Genomic DNA, 20,096 nt, shown 5'->3' with positions numbered 1-20,096 from the left:
GGTCACACCATGCCTACTGGAGTTATAAACCCGGTTTCTTCAAGCTTGAAACGGGCATCGCTGATTTACCCGCAGCCCATCGCCATCGCCTGCGGGCGGGTGCTCCGGGCTCGTTCACAATCTGAACGCTTGGATGCGTGTTTGAAGGCCGCGGAAGTGCTTGCACGCTATGTCACCGCGACAGCATTGTCCTCGTTTGCGGCACGTGACGGGGGAGCTGACCTCAATATCTCGCCGCTGGATGGAAATCTATCATTCGGTCATTTCCTCTCTGCTTCGCAGCAAGTCGCGAACATCGAGGTCCCGCACCCTGCGGCTGCATACCTTCACGCAGGCTTCAGACCAAGAAAAGGCCAAGCGACAGGAATTACATATGCCTCCTTAGAGGCCCTGCTCACCCTGCGAAATGAGCTCGGTCATCAGCTTCAAGCCATGACCGGTTCTCAGGCCCAGGCCATTCTCGATGATCGGAAGCCGGATACGCTGCTGATCCATGCCATGATGGGCATCCAAGGCCTTCTTTCGTTGCCGCTCTTCGTAGTCGAGGAGCAACAGGTCGTGCAGCGCGTCATCCGAGCCCGCAGGCTACTGCTTATGGGGGAGTCAGCTGACCCAGCACCCGACGAAATCGAACTTGCCGAAGCCTTGGATGATGCGGGAGTTCCCTACATTGCCCTTGGGCCTATCGTGCTAAGGCTGCCCCCTGTTCTGGTGTGGGAACTCGTCCAGCAAAGGGCAAACACTCGTTTGCTGTTCCTCGACAGGGTGGCAGCTCAAGGCTGCCGCTATAAGACCGTGGAAGGTGACGAAGCTGCGGGGACACCGGAGCGAGCCGCGGAGGTCGCAGCGCTTTGCGCGGGGCGGGCGCGGGCGAGCGAGCGAGTGCAACTCCGGGACGGTCGTCATCTTGCACGGGAATGGGGCGAGCAACGGCGCCTCCTCGAGGAAACAGGCGCCCGAGGCGAAGGATTGATCCCTTGGCATCTCCTGAGCTCGGACACCGTAAGCTGGTTTGTGAACCGCCTTGAGCCGAGCGCCGAACCTCCGCACTCTGAGGTTGTTTGTGAGCACCTTCTCGACGGCCGGACATCCATCGATGCTCACGAACGTCGCCAGCTTGTGCTGCTGTTCGGGACAGACGCAGCGACGCGCGAAGAGCTCCGGCGTGACATCATGGATCTTCAAGTCATCTCGGATCCAACCAAACGTTGGGACGAACGACTTCTCATCGATCGAGGGAATCTGTTCGGCGCTCTCCGCCAGGCGCTTGAATTTCTTACAAGACATCTCAGCCGCGCGGGTTTGACTTTTGACGGCTTAACTCAGACCGATGGCCCGCCCGACTACCTTGCGATACGGGAAGCGCTGATGAACTTGCTGATCCATCAGGACTACGCTGATCAGAGAACCTGCGCGCGGATCATTCTTCGCTCGGATGAGACCGTGTTGTCCAACGCAGGCCACTCGCTGGTGGCTGTCGAACGGCTTGAAGAAGGAGGCGCGCACCAAGCCCGAAATCCGCTTGTGGCACGGGCACTACGCCTAGTCGGATTTGCCGAGATTGCAGGCTCGGGGTTACGAATGCTGCACACTGCTTGGCGTGGCGCTCACCGCCCCCCGCCGGCCATTTCGTCTGATCGAGATTCGAACAGTTTCGAACTGAGACTCGATTGGCGACCGGCAGAAAAGCTCTATGACGAGAAGTGGTCGCGAAGAGGCATCAAGCTCACCCCAGCCGAGGTCAAGATAATTGACCTTGCAAAGAGTCCGGGAGGCGTGACGCTTCAAACACTTTGTGAAACTCTGGGCTTAGCACCCGAGGCCGTGAAGACAGCCACCAGCCACCTCGTAGTCCAGGCGCTGATTGAGGTGTCCGGCGAGCGGTATGTCATTGCGGAGCATTGGGGAGAAATTTCATGACGCGACGCTCGAAACAGTCTGGCGACCTCTTCATCGAAGAGTCCGGTCAACTGCGCTTGGTCGACAGATCGGTCGAGCAGCAGGCCTTGGAGAAGGGAAAGGTCGAATGCCTTAGAATGACGTTCGACAGTGAGGACGCACGCCGGGCCTATTTCACTGATCGGCTGCGGGAGAAGCTAGCGGATCCCGAGTTCCGCAAGACGGCGGGATTCCCCAAAGGGACCGACGAAGACATCATCCGGATGTCCGATGCTCCTTGGTACACCGCCTGTCCCAATCCCTTCCTTGTCGACTTCGTGCGCGTTTACGGCAAGCCTTACGATCCGAAGGAGCGCTATGAGCGCGACCCCTTCGCGGTCGACACGAGCGTCGGGAAGACCGATGCGCTCTACAAGGCGCATGGTTACCACACGAAGGTGCCGCATCTCGCGATCGTTCCGTCGATCCTCCACTACACGGAGCCGGGCGATATTGTGCTCGATGGTTTTGCAGGCTCGGGGATGACGGGCGTCGCCGCCCAGTGGTGCGGTTCTGCGTCGGCGGAGTATCGCAAACGGCTTGAGGCGGAGTGGTCGAAGCAGGGGCTGGCGAAGCCGAAATGGGGCGCGCGCAGGTCGATCCTGAACGATCTTGGGCCGGCGGCCACCTTCATCGCTGCGAACTACACGTTGCCCTTCGACGTAGCAGCTTTTTCCAGAGCTGCGCAGCGCATCTTGGCCGAAGTCGAAAAGGAACTCGGCTGGATGTACGAGACGCTTCACACGGATGGAAAGTCAAAGGGCAGAATCAATTTCACTGTCTGGAGCGAGGTGTTCACCTGCCCGGAATGCGCCGGTGAGGTTAACTTCACTGAAGAGGCTCTCGATCCGTCTACCAAGCGTGTCCATGATCGCTTTCCTTGTCCACACTGCGATGCAGAGCTGACAAAGAGCCGTTTGGAAAAGCTCTATGAGACGCGGGTCGATCCGGTCATTGGAAAGACCATCAAGACACCCAAACGCCGAGCGGCCTTGATCGACTACTCAGTCGGCAGCGCCAGGTACGAAAAGGTCCCGACATCCGCGGACGCAGCGGTTCTTGATAGTATCGCAGCCATACCATTGCCAGCAGAAGTGCCGACGCAAGAGTTGCCATATATGCATATGACTCACGAGCGTGCCCGCATGGACGCAGCCGGTATTACCCATATCCATCACTTCTTCCTACCGCGCGCTGCGCATGCACTCGCGGCTCTCTGGCGCCGCGCTGCGGCGGAGAGGGATATCCGTCTTCGCAATATGCTGTTGTTTACCGTCGAGCAGGCAATCTGGGGAATGTCGCTGCTCAATCGGTATAGCCCATCTCATTTTTCGCAGGTTAATCGTGCGCTAAACGGCGTCTACTATGTGGCGTCACAGTCGTCCGAGGTCAGCCCCTGGTACATTCTGAATGGGAAGCTTCAAAGACTGATCAGTGCGTTTAGCTTTTCACGATCGAAGATTGGAACTGCCGCGACCTCAACAGGAACATGCGCAAGCATTCCGGTCGGCGACGCAGCGATCGATTACATCTTCACGGATCCTCCTTTCGGGGAGAATATCTATTACGCCGACCTCAACTACCTCGTCGAGTCGTGGCATCGCGTCCTTACAGACTCCCAACCGGAAGCAATTGTTGATCGTGCGAAAAAGAAAAGCACTCTCGATTATCAATCTTTGATGCGCGCATGCTTCAATGAATATGCCCGCGTCCTTAAGCCTGGCCGCTGGATGACGGTTGTCTTCAGCAACTCCTCTAATGCCGTCTGGCGGGCAATCCAGGAAGCACTCGGGACAGCGGGCTTCGTTGTCGCGGACGTCAGGACACTCGACAAGCAGCAGGGCTCCTATCGGCAAGTTACGAGTACCGCGGTCAAGCAGGACCTCGTGATCTCCGTTTACAAGCCGACCGAGGCTTTGGCTGAGCGCTTTGCCCTAGGGGCGTCATCGCCAGAAACCGCTTGGGCCTTCGTGGCAGAGCATCTTGCTCACGTTCCAATTTTCTCCAGCGTGGAAGGCGTTGCCGATGTAATCGCCGAACGCACTGCGCACGTGCTTCACGATCGCATGGTCGCGTTCCATGTACAGCGTCAACTCTCGGTACCGCTTTCGACCGCGTCGTTTCTGGGCGGCTTGAACCAGCGCTATCCCGAGCGTGACGGCATGTACTTTCTCGCCACGCAGGTGACCGAATACGATCGCAAGCGCAACACGGCTGCCGAGTTACGCCAGCTGAGCCTCTTCGTGATTGATGAGGCGAGCGCCATACAGTGGGTCCGCCGCGAACTTCAGGATAAGCCGCGTAGTTTCCAGGACCTCCAACCAACCTTCATGCGCGAAATCCAGAACTGGGCGAAGCATGAGCAAACCGTCGAGCTCAAGGAGATCCTGCGGCAGAACTGTATCTACTACGACGGCAATGGACCGGTCCCGAGCCAGATCCATTCATACCTGTCCACGAACTTCAAGGAGCTTCGCAATCTCGCTAAGGACGATCCGGCACTGATAGCCAAGGCGGTGGATCGCTGGTATGTGCCCGATCCGGGCAAGCAGGGTGATCTTGAGAAGCTGCGTGAAAAGGCGCTGCTGACTGAGTTCGAGACCTACAAGGACGCCAAGGAACGCAAACTGAAGCTTTTCCGCACCGAAGCGGTGCGCGCCGGCTTCAAGGCCGCCTACGACGGGCAGGAATACAAGGTCATCGTTAGCGTCGCGGCGAAGTTGCCCGAGAACGTCCTGCAAGAGGACGAGAAGCTGCTAATGTACTACGACGTCGCAAGCATGCGCCTCGGCGATGATTGAGGTGATACATGCGAGTGGGCGAATGGCGGCATAGCATCGACCATGACGAACCCTGTCGCGTAATCGACACCGACACACTTTGGGGACAGGCTACGTGTCTGGTCTGGCTGCCTCGCCGGAACGCGGCCGTTCGGGTGCTGCAGAGGCGGATCGCTCCGCTGAAATCTGCTGGATCCCATCTCCTCGACCGCCTCTCCTATATCAGCGCCGCCGCGCGTATCGCCGACTGTCTGGAACGGGACGCGCTGGTCGCCCCACTGGAAGGCACGGTCATCCCGCTGCCCCACCAGCTGCTTGCTCTGCAGCGCGCCATCTCGGGCGACCGCATCCGCTATCTGCTGGCGGACGAGGTGGGGCTCGGCAAGACGATCGAGGCCGGCCTCATCCTGCGTGAGCTGAAAATACGCGGACTCGTGCGGCGAATCCTTGTTGTCGCTCCTGCAGGATTGGTGCTGCAGTGGCAATCGGAAATGAAGACCCACTTCAACGAGGACTTCCGGCTCATCCTTCCCGGCAGCCTGAGCGCACTCCGTCAGGCGGGTGCCATCGACGAAGACGAAAACCTGTGGCGCATGCACCAACAGGTCATCTGTCCTCTCGATTCGGTGAAGCCGATCGACTCCCGCCGCGGTTGGAGTCAGGAACAGCTTGCCCGCTACAATCGCGAACGGTTCGAAGATCTGGTCTCGGCCGGATGGGACCTGATCATTATCGACGAGGCCCATCGCATCGGCGGTAGCACCGAGCAGGTCGCCCGCTTCAAGCTGGGTGATGCCCTTTCGAAGGCGGCGCCCTACCTGCTGCTGCTTTCGGCAACGCCGCACCAGGGAAAGTCGGACGCCTTTCGCAGGCTGATCAGGTTCCTCGACGCAGACGCGCTTCCCGGCGACGACACGATTTCGCGCGAGGCTGTCGCCCCCTTCGTCATCCGTACCGAGAAACGGCGCGCTATCGACGCCGAAGGAAACCCACTCTTCAAGCCGCGTTTCACGCAGTTGGTGCCGATCGAATGGGGGGCGGCTCACGTGGAACAGCGCGCACTCTATGACGCTGTGACCGAGTACGTTCGCGATGGCTACAACCGCGCGATGAAAGACAAGCAGACCGCCATCGGCTTTCTGATGATCCTCATGCAGCGCCTGATCACCTCCAGCACCGCAGCGATCCGCACATCCCTGGAACGAAGACTAGCGGTGCTCGATCTGCCTCAGGGACAGCTTTCGCTATTCCCCGAGGATGTTGGGGAGGACTGGTTCGCGCTGGATGGTCAGCAACAGCTCGACACCATTCTGAAGACGCGTGTGAAGGGCCTAAAGGACGAGCGCAAGGAAGTCGAACTCCTGTTGTCGGCCGCGCGCCGCTGTGAAGCCGGCGGTCCGGACGTCAAGGCTGAAGCGCTGCTCGCCCGCATTCAGCAGCAACAGCGCGAGGAGAATGACCCGATCCTGAAGGTGCTGATCTTTACGGAGTTCGTTCCGACCCAGGTGATGCTTGCCGATTTTCTTGAGCGTCGCGGTTTCACCGTCGTGTCGCTCAATGGTGCGATGGATTTGAAGGAGCGACGGCAAGCGCAGCGCCAATTTGCGACCGACGCACAGATCCTCATCTCCACGGATGCAGGTGGCGAGGGTCTGAACCTCCAATTCTGCCACGTGATCGTGAACTACGACCTTCCGTGGAATCCCATGAAGATCGAGCAGCGGATCGGCCGTGTTGATCGTATTGGGCAGCAGCACATCGTACGGGCGATGAACTTCGCACTCGCGGATACGGTTGAGCTCCGCGTCCGCGAGGTGCTGGAAGAGAAGCTCGCAAGAATTCTTGAGGAGTTTGGCGTCGATAAGCTGGCCGATGTGCTCGATTCCGAGGACGGCGGCGTGCCTTTCGAGGATCTGTTTGCGCAAGCGATGATTGCGCCCGAGGATGCAGAACAGCGAGCTGCCGGTGTCGCGGACGAAATACGTCGGCGAGCGGAGGAAGCCCGAGCCGGATCCAGACTGCTCAGCGCAACCGAGCGATTGGACCCTTCCGCGGCGAAGAAGATTGCGAACCATCAGATGCCGTATTGGACCGAGCGGATGACCATCGGCTATCTGCGCAGCCAGGAGTTAGCGGGCGCATTCATTAAGCCTGCCGCCATCGGGCACGACCTTCGCTGGCCGGATGGCGAAACATGCCTCGGAGCCGTGTTCAGCCGTAATGACGCGGATCGACCAGGCGCCACGCTGATTTCGCTTGAAGACGAGAGGGTCCGGGGACTCACAAATAGCTTGCCGGTCTTCGCGCCTGGCCAGCCGATAGCTAATATCCAGGTCCCCGACGTTTCCGACAAGACAAGCGGCCTCTGGTCTTTGTGGCGGATCAGCCTCCACACGGTTGGTGGGCGAGAGCAGCGATACCTTGCGCTTTTCCTGGCAGAGGACGGTCGAGTATTTGGGCCGACAGCTCGCACAATCTGGGAACTGTTGATCGACCTGCCCGACGGCCTGAGCCAAGCGGGTGAAGAGATCTCGGGTTCCACTGCGGTAAATGCGTTCGATGCCAGCCGCAAGGCTGCCGAAACGCAGGGTGCCGCGGTGTTTGAGGAACTGACCGCTACTCATCAGATGAGCATTATGCGTGAGCGCAAAAAGGGCACACACGCATTCTCATCGCGTCGCCGTGCCATCGAGCGGCTCGGGCTACCGCAGGTCCGGGCTCATCGCCTTCGGATTTTGGGGGGCGAAGAGCAAGCATGGACCCGAGAGCTTGCAGCGCGGGAAGCCGCGCTCCCTGATCTCGCCGCCGTCCTCATGGTTCGCGTGGCGCCGATTGGAGGCAGTGCATGAGAACCTCGTCGCTCAACGGCACGTGGCGCGAGCCCATTCTGGCGCAGTTCAGCCTCGACATCGCCAGTGTCGCGCGTCTGACCGTCGTGGCGGACCCAGACGAGCTGCTGACCGAACAGGGTATCGTTGACGGTATCCGCCAGCGCGGATTCGAGATCGTGCCATTCGAGGACCACGTCGCATTTCGATACGCCTATGAGCGGCGTTTTCGGGAGGTTTGGGACAACGGTAACGACACAAATCTGGTCGTCGTTCTGCGAGCGGCGCGTTCGGAGGTCAGTAGCCTTCCCTTTGACCTGCTTCAGCATGCGGAGCGTGACCGGCGGTTGCTTTCATTCAGTCTCGCGGAGCTTTTCCCTTCGCTCGCCCCTCATGTCCTTTCCGAGCTCGATCGGGGTGAGCTTGATGCCGTGTCTGCCGCCCAGCAGCTTTTCAAGCCAGAGCCGATGGGCGAGAACGCGACACGTGATTTTCTTATGCGAAACGTGTTTCGACTTGATCCCGTACAAATTCAGAGCGATACAGACCTACTCCGCGCCCTTCTGCAGCGGCACTACAGCGGCAAGATAGTTCCCAAGTCACTGGACGAGCGGTTGATCCATCTGCTGCGATCCACCGGGCGATGGGAGGATTGGCCACTCGAACAGATCCTACCTAGCCGCGCGAGCTTTCTGGAGTTCCTGCAAGAGAGATGGCCATTCTTCTTGCAGGATCGTTTGGTGTCGCCAGACGGTGGACTTCGCGAGAAGCCGGAACCTTACGATCTGCAGTTCACAGGTCCCAAGCATCTCGCCTTCGACCACGACGATGTGCGGGTCTACGTCGACAATCTTTTCACAGACGGCTTGCTGACCCCGACGAACAGACTCTCTCGATCGCTCGTCGAGGGAACTTGGATGGCTGTCGGTGTGGCGGGATCCCAGTCCGCCGACGACACATCGCGCTTCCGAAGGCTAATGGAGCTATTACACTCTAACGGTCCGTCGCCGAGCAGTGATCATCATGAGTGGGCTCAGGTCGCGGCTCGGTGGGCCGAGATTGTTGCGTTGCGTTGGTGCCTGCCCGGAGATGTGGCCTCTGAAGACAAGGATCGCTTCAACTCCGCACACAAACTGATCGAGCAAAGCTTCTATGCTTGGATGGACACGCACTACGCCTCACTGCATAGCCTTTCGTACCTGCCACGGCCGGTCATGGTTCATCAGATCCCAAAGTACATGGCCCATCGGTTTTCCTCTAAGGGTGTCGCGGCGAAATTGGCCCTCGTTGTCGTTGACGGTCTGGCGATGGATCAGTGGGCGGTGGTCCGCCAGGAAATGCCGCGTCGGAAATGGATAACGGAGGAATTCGCCGCCTTCGCATGGGTGCCAACTCTGACATCCGTGTCGCGCCAATCGATCTTTGCGGGCGATCCTCCCTTCTTTTTTGGACAAAGTCTCGATACGACGCGGAAGGAAGAACAGCACTGGTTTCGCTTCTGGGAAGATCAAGGTCTGCGGAGGGGCGACGCGGTTTATGCTTGTCAGGGCACTCTTGAAGACGACGACAACTTCACTGCTCGAATTTGCGGAAAGCTGGACGAGCCGCGCTGCAGGATCGCAGGCATCGTGGTCGGAACAATAGATCAGATGTTGCACGGCATTGTCACGGGTACAGATGGCATGCATGCGGGCGTTCGCCATTGGGCTAAGAGGGGCTCGCTTTGGCGCCTTCTTGACGCTCTGGTCGATCGCGGATTTGAAGTTGTTGTCACCGCTGATCATGGAAACGTGGAAAGCGTCGGGATGGGAAAGCCTAATGTTGGCGCAACTGCCGACGAGCGGGGCGAAAGGGTCCATGTGTTTTCAAACGCTCTCCTACGATCCAATGTTTCGGCGAACTATCCGGGTTCTGTCGAATGGCCGAACATCGGGTTACCCGATGACTATCTTGCATTGATAGCCCCTCCGCTGCGCGCCTTCATAGGCGAAGGAAAAAGAACGGTGGCGCATGGCGGAATATGCATCGAGGAAGTCATCGTGCCCTTCATAACGGTGGCGAGATCCCCATGAGCACTGGAAGAAAGACCACAATCGGCTTCGATCGAACGATCCACATCGAATGGCTTGATTTTGCCGCCGCGCGGGTCTCCAGAGGCGAGCCTTCCACAGAGATACGGAAGGCCCTCTGGGAATTTCTGGAGGACCTCGTTCCAGGTAACACCAATAGCAGTGGCCGTGGAAAGACCCTTACTGTCCTGACCCGTATCTGGCTAACGGTGCCGGAGCAGGTGGAACCGTTGCGAGACCGTGCTATCAAGTGCCTCGCAAAGGCGAGCAGCGAAGATCGTCTCGCTATCCACTGGTCGATGGTGATTGCCACACATCCATTCTTTTTCGATGTGGCCGCCAATCTCGGAAAGCTTCTGGCGCTGAATGCCCAAGGCAATCGATCGCAGATAAAGCGCCGCATGACGGAGGCGTGGGGAGATCGCTCCACGCTGGAACGCACGATCCAGCATGTGATCAAATCCATGGCTCAGTGGGGGGTGCTGCATCCCGGGGTGGAAAAGGGATCGCTAGCGAGCGGACGAAAGCCCATCCAGGTTTCAGGGGATATCGGCGGTTTACTTGTCAGTGGTGTCTTGTTGAGCCAAGGACACGGCATGTCAATCGCGCAGTTGGTCAGCCACCCAGCGCTCTTCCCATTCAAGCTTAAGCTGAACATAGACACCCTCAGAAATCTCCCTGGCTTTCGAGTCCAGCGCCAAGGCGATCAAAGCGAGTTCGTCGAGTTGATGTGACGCTGACCGATCGATTGCGCGGTTTGCCGCGTAACTCTTCAACGAGCCATGGCCGTTCGAGGAGCTCGACATAGCTCCTGTGCGATTGATGTGGCCATACCCTGTTGTCTCATTTATTGTCCAACCCTGGCTTATCGACTTGGAATTGGGCTAAATAATTCTTGTCTCATGAGCATCGTTGCGCAAGATAGCCTAGCATTGCCTAGATGCGCTAGGTACTTTTCGTGAAAGTGTTTCTGAGCTCGAGATCGGCGACGTAGTTTTCGCCGGATTGGACCGCTGAAAGGCTCTGTCGCCTGATGGAAGACCATAACGACGGTGGGTTAGTTGATAAAAGGTGGGGGGTAGCAACGTGGACACGAAGGGGGATTCACAAACCGACTGGGATCCTGAAAAAGGCGGAGTGAAGGTTTGCCTACGGGACAATCCAGGCCGCCAAGGCGCCACTACTGGCCGAATAAGGATGGCCGGAACATTCTTGATGGTCGAAGTGGATTTCGGCCCAAACGAAAAACAGTTCAAACGCTATTTGCAACTTGAGCTTGTCGCCGAAGAGACGGATCTCCTTGACCTCCTGAGGGCCGGGAGGTTCGGAACCCCAAGCGACCTGCGGCGGGTCCTGACATTTGAGAAAATCAAGGGGGACCTGACCAACATCTTCTATTCGATGGAAGCCAGCAATACCGATTTCTATCCGCATCAGTTCAAGCCAGTGATGCGGTTCATCGAATCGCCCGTTGGCCGCATGCTGATCGCAGACGAGGTCGGTCTCGGGAAGACCATTGAAGCAATTTACATATGGAAGGAAATCCAGGCACGACATTCAGCACGGCGGCTGCTGATCGTCTGTCCCGCCATGTTGAGGCAAAAGTGGCGCGGCGATCTGCGAAAGCGGTTCAACATCACCGGAGAGATCATCTCTGCAAAGGATCTCCTAGAGAAGAGCGAGGATATCGCCAGTCGCCGGTCTTCCGATGCGTTTGTGTACATCACGAGCCTTGAAGGCCTTCGGCCGCCTGCGAGATTCCTCGATGAAAGCGTTGGTGGCACGCGGGCGCGGTTTGCCAGGCTGCTTGACCAGAATACGGCGACCGAAGAGTTCGCGCTCTTCGACCATGTCATCATCGACGAGGCCCACTATCTGCGCAATCCATCGACAGCGAACAATCGCCTTGGCCGCTTGTTGCGCGAAAGTTCCCGCCATCTTGTGCTGCTGACCGCAACTCCGATCCAGATCAAAAGCGACAATCTCTATCAATTGCTTCGCCTGATCGACGAGGACCAGTTCTATGACGCGTCACTGTTTGAGGAAATGCTGGCGGCCAATTCCCAGATCGTACGAGCGCAGCGAGCGTTGTGGCGGCAGCCAGTGGACGTTGCTGAGGCCCGCGCGGCCATAATAGATGCTGAAAAATCAGATTACTTCAAAAAGGATGCGGTGCTTCGTCGAATAAGATCCGAAATCGATAAGGCCGCACAGGATTCCGAGAAACGTGTCGAGTTGCTACGCCTGCTCGAATCACGATCTCTGCTTTCGCAATACATGACGAGAAGCCGCAAGAGGGAGGTACTGCCGACCCACGTCGTGAGGGCTCCACAGGTCCTGAACGTCGTCTTCAGCAAGGCTGAAGCAGCCATTTACGACCACGTCACCAAGAGGATTCGCGACCAGTCCGTCGGCAAGACCGGGGTATCGCTGTTTTCGTTGCTTGCCCGCCAGCGTCAAATGGCAAGTTCTATCGTGGGGGCACTGGAGAGTTGGAAAGAGAAGGAACTGATCGACGAGCTGCTTTGGGAAGACTTCGGTCTGTCGACCGGCCTGATCGAAGGGACGGGCCGCAATGACTGGCAGAACGGCGAAGACCAGCCCGAAACCGCGAGCGAGGCTCCGGTTGCATACGGTTTTGATTTTGACCTGGCGGAGCTGGAAAAAAATGATGCAAAATACCGTGCACTCAGAGAGTTCCTCGCGGGCGAACTGGCGAAAGATCCAGCAGAGAAGTTCGTCATATTCGCTTTCTATCGCGGGACGCTGAAGTACCTCGCCAGGCGGCTAAAGGCCGACGGGATCAGGGCGGGACTGATCATGGGCGACATGGGCTCCTCCAAGGACGCGGTGATTCAGGATTTTGCGCTGTCGGAAGGACCCTCGGTGCTTCTTTCGTCCGAAGTCGGCAGCGAAGGCATCGACCTCCAATTCTGCCGCTTCGTCGTCAATTACGATCTTCCCTGGAATCCGATGCGGATCGAGCAGCGCATCGGGCGTCTCGATCGCCTCGGTCAGAAGGCGGAGCGGATCTCGATCATCAATCTAGTAGTGACCAACACCATCGAAGATCGAATCCTGATGCGGCTTTACGACCGCATCAAGGTGTTTAGCGAGAGCATCGGAGACATGGAGGAGATTTTGGGCGAGATGACCGAGCAGATCATGCTCGATCTCCTCAACCCTCGTCTGTCTGACGATGAACGGGACAAGAGAGCCAAGGTGGCCGAGCTCGCGATACACAATACGCAGAAGCAGCAGCATGAACTGGAGCAGCAGGCCGTCAACCTGATCGGGTTTTCCGACTATATTCTCGAACACATTACAGACAGCCGCACTAAGGGACGCTGGTTGAGCGCTTCTGAACTCAGACTGCTCGTGGAGGATTTCTTCTCCAGGAAGTATCCAGGCACCAAGATCGAACCTAACTCGCGAATAGAAAACTCAGCGCGGATTGCGCTTTCGGAGGAAGCCCGCAGGGACCTCGGTTATTTCGTTGCCGAGGCAAGGCCGGCAACGCGTACAAGGATGCACCAGAGCTACAAGCCCATATTGTGCCTGTTCGATCCTCGCCAAACCGACGATGTCAGTCCTGACGTAGAATTCATCGAGCCGAGCCATCCATTGGTACAATGGATAAGGAGCGCTTATGAGTCAGATCGAAGTCAGCTTCATCGCGTGGCAGCCCTCAAGTTGCCTTCAGGAGCGACCAGCTTCCCGCCTGGGGATTATGTTTTTTCCGCGCATCGGTGGTCATTCGCGGGTGTCAGATCCAATGAGACGCTGGCGTTTAGCGCATTGCGTATGGGCGATGTGGAACCCCTGAGCAACTCCAGTTCCGAAGAACTCATTGCGATTGCAGCCGGCTCCGCTGGCCTTTTTCCCAACGCCCAAAACGTCATCGGAGACATAAAATCGGTGCTCGAAGCCGCTTCCGCCTGCGAACAGCATCTGGCGGACATGTTCGGCGAACGGCTTTCGGACTTTGAGGCGGAAAACGCTGTCCGTTGCGAACAGCAGGAAACCAGCGCCAAGAAATTCGCGCGACGTCGACTGGATGAACTCGGGGCGCGCATCCAGCGATTCAAGGTTGCGGGCAATCTCAAGCCCATTCCGATGACGGAAGGTCTCATCCGCAAAGAGGAAGAGCAACTCAAAACAAAGGTCGAGCGGGTAACCAGAAGGCGTCACGTCGAGGAAACGATGGTTCCGTTGGCGATCGGGGTAATCAGGGTGGAATGATGTTTGGTGATTGGCGACAAAGACTGCTTGCATTTCGCGATCGGCTGTTTGGCGGGCCGAGCGCGGCGGCGGATCCCCTCGACGAGGTAGAGGTCCCGGCCGAAGAAGTGGCTCCTCCAGGCCCAACGGAACTACCCCCCGAGCGTCTGCCGTTGCCCACCAAAGTTCCGCCAACGGTTTCACGAACGTCTGGGCAAATACCTGATCGGCCCAACGATCCGGCCCCCAAGAAGAGCAAGGCGACCCGGAAAGAGAAAACTGTCGATTCCAGGCCAAACGATGGGCGGAAGGCGGCGCAGAAACTGGCTCCGGTGGCCAGAGTCAAACGGCTGGTCGTGGGGGCCGGCCGCACCGCCAAGCGTCTAGTTGCTGAACACAATGAGAAGCGCGGCGGAGATGGGTTAAGACAACCTAGTCCGCGGTCCACGGGACGAGACCAGGTCTTCCTGAATCTCGGCATCGACTTCGGCACAAGCTTCACCAAGGTTTGCTTCCGGGACGTAGGCACGGAGGACTCATTCCTTGTGACCTTCGATGCTACTTCGGCACATGACGCCATGTTGCCCTCCATCGTGGCGGTGGATAAGACGGGCACGCTCTATACCGCCGATCAGGCACCGCGCGGAGCGGTCCTGGTGCCATATCTCAAGATGAGGCTCGCCGGGTCGCCTATTGGCGAAGACTTGCCTGTCGTGGATGGCGTCGACCTTGGCAGCGGAGAAGCGACATGTGCGCTCGCCAGTTGGTTTCTTGCTAAGGTGCTCTCACGCAGCCAGGAATGGATCCGCAAGCACGAACGTGACAGGCTAAGGAACAGAGTTCCTGTCTGGTCGGCAAATATCGGCGTTCCGGTGGAACATTACGATTCGAAAGCCATCGATACCTTTCGCAGGGTGCTAGGTACTTCGTGGATTTGGGTTGCGAACGCCAGACTCCCCAAAACCGTGGGGGAAGCCGTTACGGCCTATCTGCGGGATGTTGATCGTCTCGAGGGCGAGGTTTCGGATTTTCACGCGGTTCCCGAGATAGCGGCTGCAGTCCAATCCTTCGTCATGTCACGGGGGGCCGTCGCAGGAATCTATGTCTATTTCGACATCGGCGGCGGAACGGTTGATGGCGTAGCCTTCAAGTTCCTCAATCGCCACGGCGAGCGGCGAGTCAACTTCTATTCCGGCAAGGTATCGCCGCTCGGAATTTCGGCCTTGGCCTCAGCGCTTGGATCAGGCTCACCGCGCGATATCGATGAAAAGATACTCAAGCGGCTAGTCAGCAATGGAAGCGTTGAAGTCCTTGCGGATTTTCAACATCGCGTGAGGCAGTTGGTCGGGAAGGTCGTTATGACGGCCAAGCAAAAGGATGGCCGAAACTGGCAAGAAGACGCAATTCAAGACCATCAGAACACACGAAAGAACATTCGCAGCCTTGGCGGTCTCGATAGAACGAGGATGACGCCACTCGTCGTTTTTTTGGGCGGCGGGGGCGCTCCTTCAGCTTGGTACCAGACCGCGATCAGTTCAACCTATGACAAGTTTGGGCACTTCGGGGCCGGCGTTCCGCCGTACCAGCTATTGGAAGTTGCGGCACCTAGAGACTTGGACATGACGGGGCTGGCTTCCAGCGATTTTCGACGGTTTGCGATAAGCTACGGGTTGTCGATTCCTTTCGGCGAGGGACCAGAAGTTGGCTTGCCGAGCCAGTTCGCCGACGCGGAGCCACTTCCGGTCAGACAAAACCGCGTTGCCGATTACCTTGATAGCAAGGACGCGTACGACTGACGGCGGACCCCATTCATGGCTACTCAATCGGCCAGATTGATCCGTCTTATCTAGCTGGGTGGCTGCGCTCACAATACGCGGAGTCTGTCCGTTTCACGAAAGCTTGGGGAGAAAACGCATGAGTGCAGCAGTTCGTCATGTCTCGGTCCGTGTGCCTTGGCATGATCGGGCGTGGGATGGCCACGTCTGTGACGACCCTCTAGGCAACGCTTCGTGCCTGGCGCTCCGACTGATAGCCGAGGGCCGCAACGACCCTATGGAAGTTCAGCTTGCCGGGGAAGCCTTCGATGACCTGACAGATGCCCAGATCCCGCCCTGCATCAAGGCTAGCGCCGCTTTCCTCGCCCCGCGCAACCACACCGTTCAAAGCGTGATGAGCTATTCGACGTGGAGCGAGGATCATCGCCATATGCGACCTAAAACGCTGCACTTGCCCGCCTTCGGCGCCCAGCTGATCCCCTACCGCTGGATGCTGCGCGAGAGCGGTTTTGCGCTTGCCGCAGACCTGGAGCTTGCGATCGATCCCGAGCGCGAGCCGTCCGAACCCTCGTTCCTCCAGAACACGGCATGGGTCCAGCATCACGATCACCAGAAGGCGCTGCTGGATGCGTTCGCCGAACCTTTGGTCGAGCATCAGAGCCTGGTGCTGTTTTACGCAACGCGAACGCCGCTCTGCGACGACGAACGGCGCGTCCTGCTTGGTGCGGCGATCCTGGAGAAGAAGCACCGCATCTCCGAATACGATTACAATCCTGCCGATACTACTCCCGACAACCGGTTGAGGGCGATGGTGTGGGAGCGGTCTGTCCAACATAGCCTGCGTCCGTTGAAGGGCGACAACAATCTGGCAGGATACGGCGGAGGCTTCGTCCTGCCTTATCACGACATCTTGCGCGCGGCCGCAGCCGACGAAACGCTCGATCCCGCCGACTATGTCGCGTTCGCTCCGGAGGATGCACGTGTCCAGTTCTCCTATGGCAGCGAACACGTCAGCCATGGAGCTACGGCCGCAGCCTTGCTCGCCGCCCGTGCCGCCTTCGAGAAGATCGCGACGGTGCTGGACGGTCCCTGGACCGGGCAGATCGAATGGATCGACGAGCAACTTTCCAACCTATGGCGACTTCAAGGACCGGCGCCCGGCCTGGGCGTTGCCTTGTCAACGTTGCACAGCGGCTTCAACGGCACGCTGTTCGCGATCGCGCTTAGCGGCATTTTGAAACCGAACGAGGACCCTTGGCCAGTGGCGGATGAGATCCTCTCCGGCCGCCGCGACGCTCCGTCAGGTTCGCCGGCGATCACATCCACGCTGCAAAAGAGATGGGCCAAGGTCAGGGGCGACGCCGCGCGCTACGACACCCTCCAACTCCTTGCCCGTTTCGAGTTGACTAAGGATCAGGCCTCTCGTGCGACCAGCCGGATAGAGTCGTCGGACCTGTTAAAGAATCCCTATAGGCTGTTCGAAGATGACCGCGATCAACAGGACCCTGTCGCGTTCGCCACCGTCGATCGCGGCTTGTTGCCGGGTTCCGTTGTCGCCGAGGCTCACCCCCTGCCGGGTGGGTGCTCTAAGGATCTCGGTGAATACGACAATCGCTTCCGCTTACGAGCAGCCACCGCGCAGCTCCTCGAAGAGGCGGCTGGAAGGGGCAACACGATCGTCGCCGCCGACCGGCTGGCGGACGAAGCCGCCGCGCTCACGCTGACCCGCCCGCTTCCACTAGACGCCGACCTTCTGGACCTCTTCCGCGACGAGTTTTCCCCGCTGGTAGAGGTCGGGCCGGGCGACAAGAATCCAACTGCGCAGCTCGACCGATATGTCGCCTATCGCAAGCTGCTGGAGAAGGCTGTCAAAGAACGAGCCGCCGTATCCACGGCCGCCACAACAGTGGATTGGTCCGCATTGTTGAAGGAGAAATTCGGTTCATCGCCTGGCGACGTCGAAACCGAAGCGAGAGCGCGCGAGGAAAAAGAGACGGCATTGGCGCGGCTCGCGGGTTCGCGGATTGCGATGCTAGTCGGCCCGGCCGGAACGGGCAAGACGACGGTTCTCGAACTGCTGCTGCAACGGCCGGAAATCGTCGGCTCGCGCGTATTGCTTCTCGCTCCAACGGGCAAAGCCCGCGTGAGATTGGGGACCGAGACCAAACGTCCGGGAGAGGCGCGGACCATAGCACAGTTCTTGCTCGCCTTCGACCGATACGACATCCAAACCAACCGCTACGCTCCCAATCCCGGCGCGGCCAAAGACGGGGCGACCTGCTGTATCATCGACGAAGCGTCGATGTTGACCGAGGACATGCTCGCGGCCGTGCTCGACGCGCTGCCACCCACATGCCGGATCATCCTGGTAGGCGATCCTTACCAGTTGCCGCCGATCGGCGCGGGTTGTCCGTTCGTCGACATCATCGCCTACCTTCGGCGCCACCACCCTCAATGCGTCGCCGAACTCACTGTGTCGATGCGTCAGCGGGGCGACCGAAGCGATGCGCAGCTTGCGGCAATCTTTTCGGGACGCCATCTGGAGCCGGGCGAGGACGAGGTCGCTGCCATGACGCTCGATGGATTCGATGACCAACACCTTCACCTGAGGCAATGGGAATCCGTGGCGGAGTTGCCCGGGCTGGTTCAGTCGATCTTCCAGACAGAGTTCGCGGCCAACGAGGGTGAAGACGTCATTGCGAACGTCGAGACCTCGCTCGGTGCCGCTAAGAACGCCAAGGGCTATCTCAACTTCGATTCCGGCTGTTCCGCGAAGGCGGAGGCTTGGCAGATTCTGTCCGTCAACCGCGCGCAAGCCGGTGGATCGATCTATCTTAACCGACTCATCAAGGACCGATATCGGGCCGAACGGTTGGCCGGTGCAATCAACTCCAACCAGGTATCTTGGAGAAAGAAGTGGTTCCGAACTGTCAAGCCGCAGGGACCCGAACAGATCACCTACGGGGACAAGGTGATCTGCGTCAGAAATCACAAGCGGGAAGCCTATCAGTATCAGCCGGGCGGTAATCCCAAAGAGAAAGAATACATTGCGAACGGCGAGATCGGACTTGTTACGGGGCAGACTGCCTATGGTCACGCGAACCCTAAATTTGTGAATGTAGAATTCACCGGACGAAGCGACCGCTCATTCGGCTTTTCACGCTCGGCATTTCGGGATGACGGTCAGCCCTATCTAGAGTTGGCCTACGCTGTCACAGTTCATAAGGCGCAGGGCAGCCAGTTCGGCGTTGTCATCTTGGTCCTTCCAGCAAACAGCCGATTGCTGTCGCGCGAGATGATCTACACGGCGCTGACTCGGCAGACCGACCGCATCTGGATACTACATCAAGGAGGATTCGACCGGGTGCTCGCCTACCGCCACGACGCCTTCTCCGATGTCGGCGCGAGGACGACCAACCTGCTGCGTGAAACCGATCCCAAGCGAACGATACCACCGATGGGCCTGCCTGCCGGGATCATCCACCAGACGCGGGGGTTCCTTGAGGAGCACCTCAAGCATCGCACCATTCGTGGCGAATATGTCAGCTCAAAATCGGAGTTGGCGATCGCCAATATTCTGTATGGGTTCGAGCAGCGCGGGCTGCTGACCTACGAGGTGGAGCCGCCGCTGCCGTTCTCCGACAATGCCAGAGGGCGCTGGGCCGACTTTCGAGTCACGGCTGGCGAGCATGTCTGGTATTGGGAACATTGCGGCAGGCTAGACCTCCCGTCCTATCGTAATCGCTGGGCTAGGAAGAAGACGCTGTACCGTGCGAATGGTTTTGCTCCGTGGTCCGAGACGTCACCGAACGGACGGCTCATTGTCACCGAAGACGGTTCGAGTGAGGGACTGGACTCCCATTCTATACACGGGCTCGTCCACAAGCTTTTCGACATAGGGGGCAGTTTGTAGCTTGGCTCAGAATGGGTCCACGGCGCGAAGCAGAGGTAGGGTTGAACTGCCTCGTCGGGCCGGGCCGTATGTCCGGAGAACTTCTGATCTATCCGATCGGGGCGGCGACACCGCTTATCCCTGGCACTGAAGGAGTTCCAGAAGAAGAAACCACACGTTCCTGGTACGGCAGGCGGCACGGTCGAAAGATTTTTCTTCGACACCGTCGAGAAGAACCGCTGACCGACGAGCAAGTGAAGGCATTCATCTGCATGGACGACGCCGTCATGGCCGTGGAGGCCGCGGACTTGCTGCTACGCCTTTCATCCGGCCGTCCGATTGCGGCGGGCCGTTGATACAGAATACCTGTACGGGAAAAGGATCTAAGAAAATACGGGAACGAACGAATGACTTAGGAGGCTGAGGAACCCACGCTGGATATCGCAAGGGCCGTTGCGGCTCTAGTTTTCCATGCCATTCGTCTCAGGATGAAATTGCTTCCCATTATCGAGCGGGACATCCTCGCCTACCCAATGTCTAGAAGCGATTATGAGAATGTTTGGGACGCTGTGCAAAACGCCCCTGCGCAGTTG

The 20,096-nt window shown here is 58.4% G+C and carries 9 protein-coding genes; all 9 read left to right on the top strand.

Annotated elements, in window-relative coordinates:
- The first annotated feature begins 45 nt into the window (after window positions 1–45).
- The 9 genes from X730_RS162115 (at window position 46) to X730_RS162150 (ending at window position 19,859) form a co-directional block, all read left to right on the top strand.
- Window positions 46–1,920, top strand: a complete 1,875-nt coding sequence (locus X730_RS162115; protein ID WP_196814785.1) for an ATP-binding protein — start codon at window positions 46–48, stop codon at window positions 1,918–1,920.
- Window positions 1,917–4,739 (top strand): DNA methyltransferase, encoded by a 2,823-nt coding sequence (locus tag X730_RS162120; RefSeq protein WP_023825440.1) that lies wholly within the window; start codon window positions 1,917–1,919, stop codon window positions 4,737–4,739. Before X730_RS162115 ends, X730_RS162120 begins: the two co-directional genes overlap by 4 nt.
- A gap of 14 nt (window positions 4,740–4,753) precedes the next feature.
- Window positions 4,754–7,567 (top strand): helicase-related protein, encoded by a 2,814-nt coding sequence (locus X730_RS162125; protein ID WP_245261281.1) that lies wholly within the window; start codon window positions 4,754–4,756, stop codon window positions 7,565–7,567.
- Window positions 7,564–9,618, top strand: coding sequence for a BREX-3 system phosphatase PglZ (gene pglZ / locus X730_RS162130; protein WP_023825438.1), 2,055 nt, complete (start codon window positions 7,564–7,566; stop codon window positions 9,616–9,618). Before X730_RS162125 ends, pglZ begins: the two co-directional genes overlap by 4 nt.
- Window positions 9,615–10,349 carry a hypothetical protein gene (locus X730_RS0133010; RefSeq protein ID WP_023825437.1) on the top strand — a complete coding sequence of 245 codons (735 nt, stop codon included), beginning with the start codon at window positions 9,615–9,617 and terminating at the stop codon, window positions 10,347–10,349. Before pglZ ends, X730_RS0133010 begins: the two co-directional genes overlap by 4 nt.
- A gap of 481 nt (window positions 10,350–10,830) precedes the next feature.
- Complete coding sequence (locus X730_RS162135; RefSeq protein WP_196814784.1) at window positions 10,831–13,857, top strand: SNF2-related protein; 3,027 nt, start codon at window positions 10,831–10,833, stop codon at window positions 13,855–13,857.
- Complete coding sequence (locus X730_RS162140; protein WP_155922385.1) at window positions 13,857–15,632, top strand: hypothetical protein; 1,776 nt, start codon at window positions 13,857–13,859, stop codon at window positions 15,630–15,632. The genes X730_RS162135 and X730_RS162140 overlap by 1 nt, the downstream gene beginning before the upstream one ends.
- A gap of 118 nt (window positions 15,633–15,750) precedes the next feature.
- On the top strand, window positions 15,751–19,524 hold the full coding sequence (locus X730_RS162145) for an AAA family ATPase (protein ID WP_081731492.1): 3,774 nt from the start codon (window positions 15,751–15,753) through the stop codon (window positions 19,522–19,524).
- A 41-nt stretch (window positions 19,525–19,565) separates the two neighbouring features.
- On the top strand, window positions 19,566–19,859 hold the full coding sequence (locus tag X730_RS162150; RefSeq protein ID WP_155922384.1) for a hypothetical protein: 294 nt from the start codon (window positions 19,566–19,568) through the stop codon (window positions 19,857–19,859).
- Window positions 19,860–20,096: the final 237 nt, after the last annotated feature.

The organism is Mesorhizobium sp. L103C131B0 (genome assembly GCF_000502275.1).
GTDB lineage: Bacteria > Pseudomonadota > Alphaproteobacteria > Rhizobiales > Rhizobiaceae > Mesorhizobium.
The sequence above is the reverse complement of the archived record's forward strand: the minus strand, read 5'-3'. Positions and strand labels throughout refer to the sequence as shown.

Excerpts from the sequence above, each read along its gene's own strand:
- X730_RS162140 (WP_155922385.1), top strand. The coding sequence starts at position 13,857 with ATGTTTGGTGATTGGCGACAAAGACTGCTTGCATTTCGCGATCGGCTG.
- X730_RS162135 (WP_196814784.1), top strand. The coding sequence starts at position 10,831 with ATGGTCGAAGTGGATTTCGGCCCAAACGAAAAACAGTTCAAACGCTAT.
- X730_RS162145 (WP_081731492.1), top strand. The coding sequence starts at position 15,751 with ATGAGTGCAGCAGTTCGTCATGTCTCGGTCCGTGTGCCTTGGCATGAT.
- X730_RS0133010 (WP_023825437.1), top strand. The coding sequence starts at position 9,615 with ATGAGCACTGGAAGAAAGACCACAATCGGCTTCGATCGAACGATCCAC.
- pglZ (WP_023825438.1), top strand. The coding sequence starts at position 7,564 with ATGAGAACCTCGTCGCTCAACGGCACGTGGCGCGAGCCCATTCTGGCG.
- X730_RS162120 (WP_023825440.1), top strand. The coding sequence starts at position 1,917 with ATGACGCGACGCTCGAAACAGTCTGGCGACCTCTTCATCGAAGAGTCC.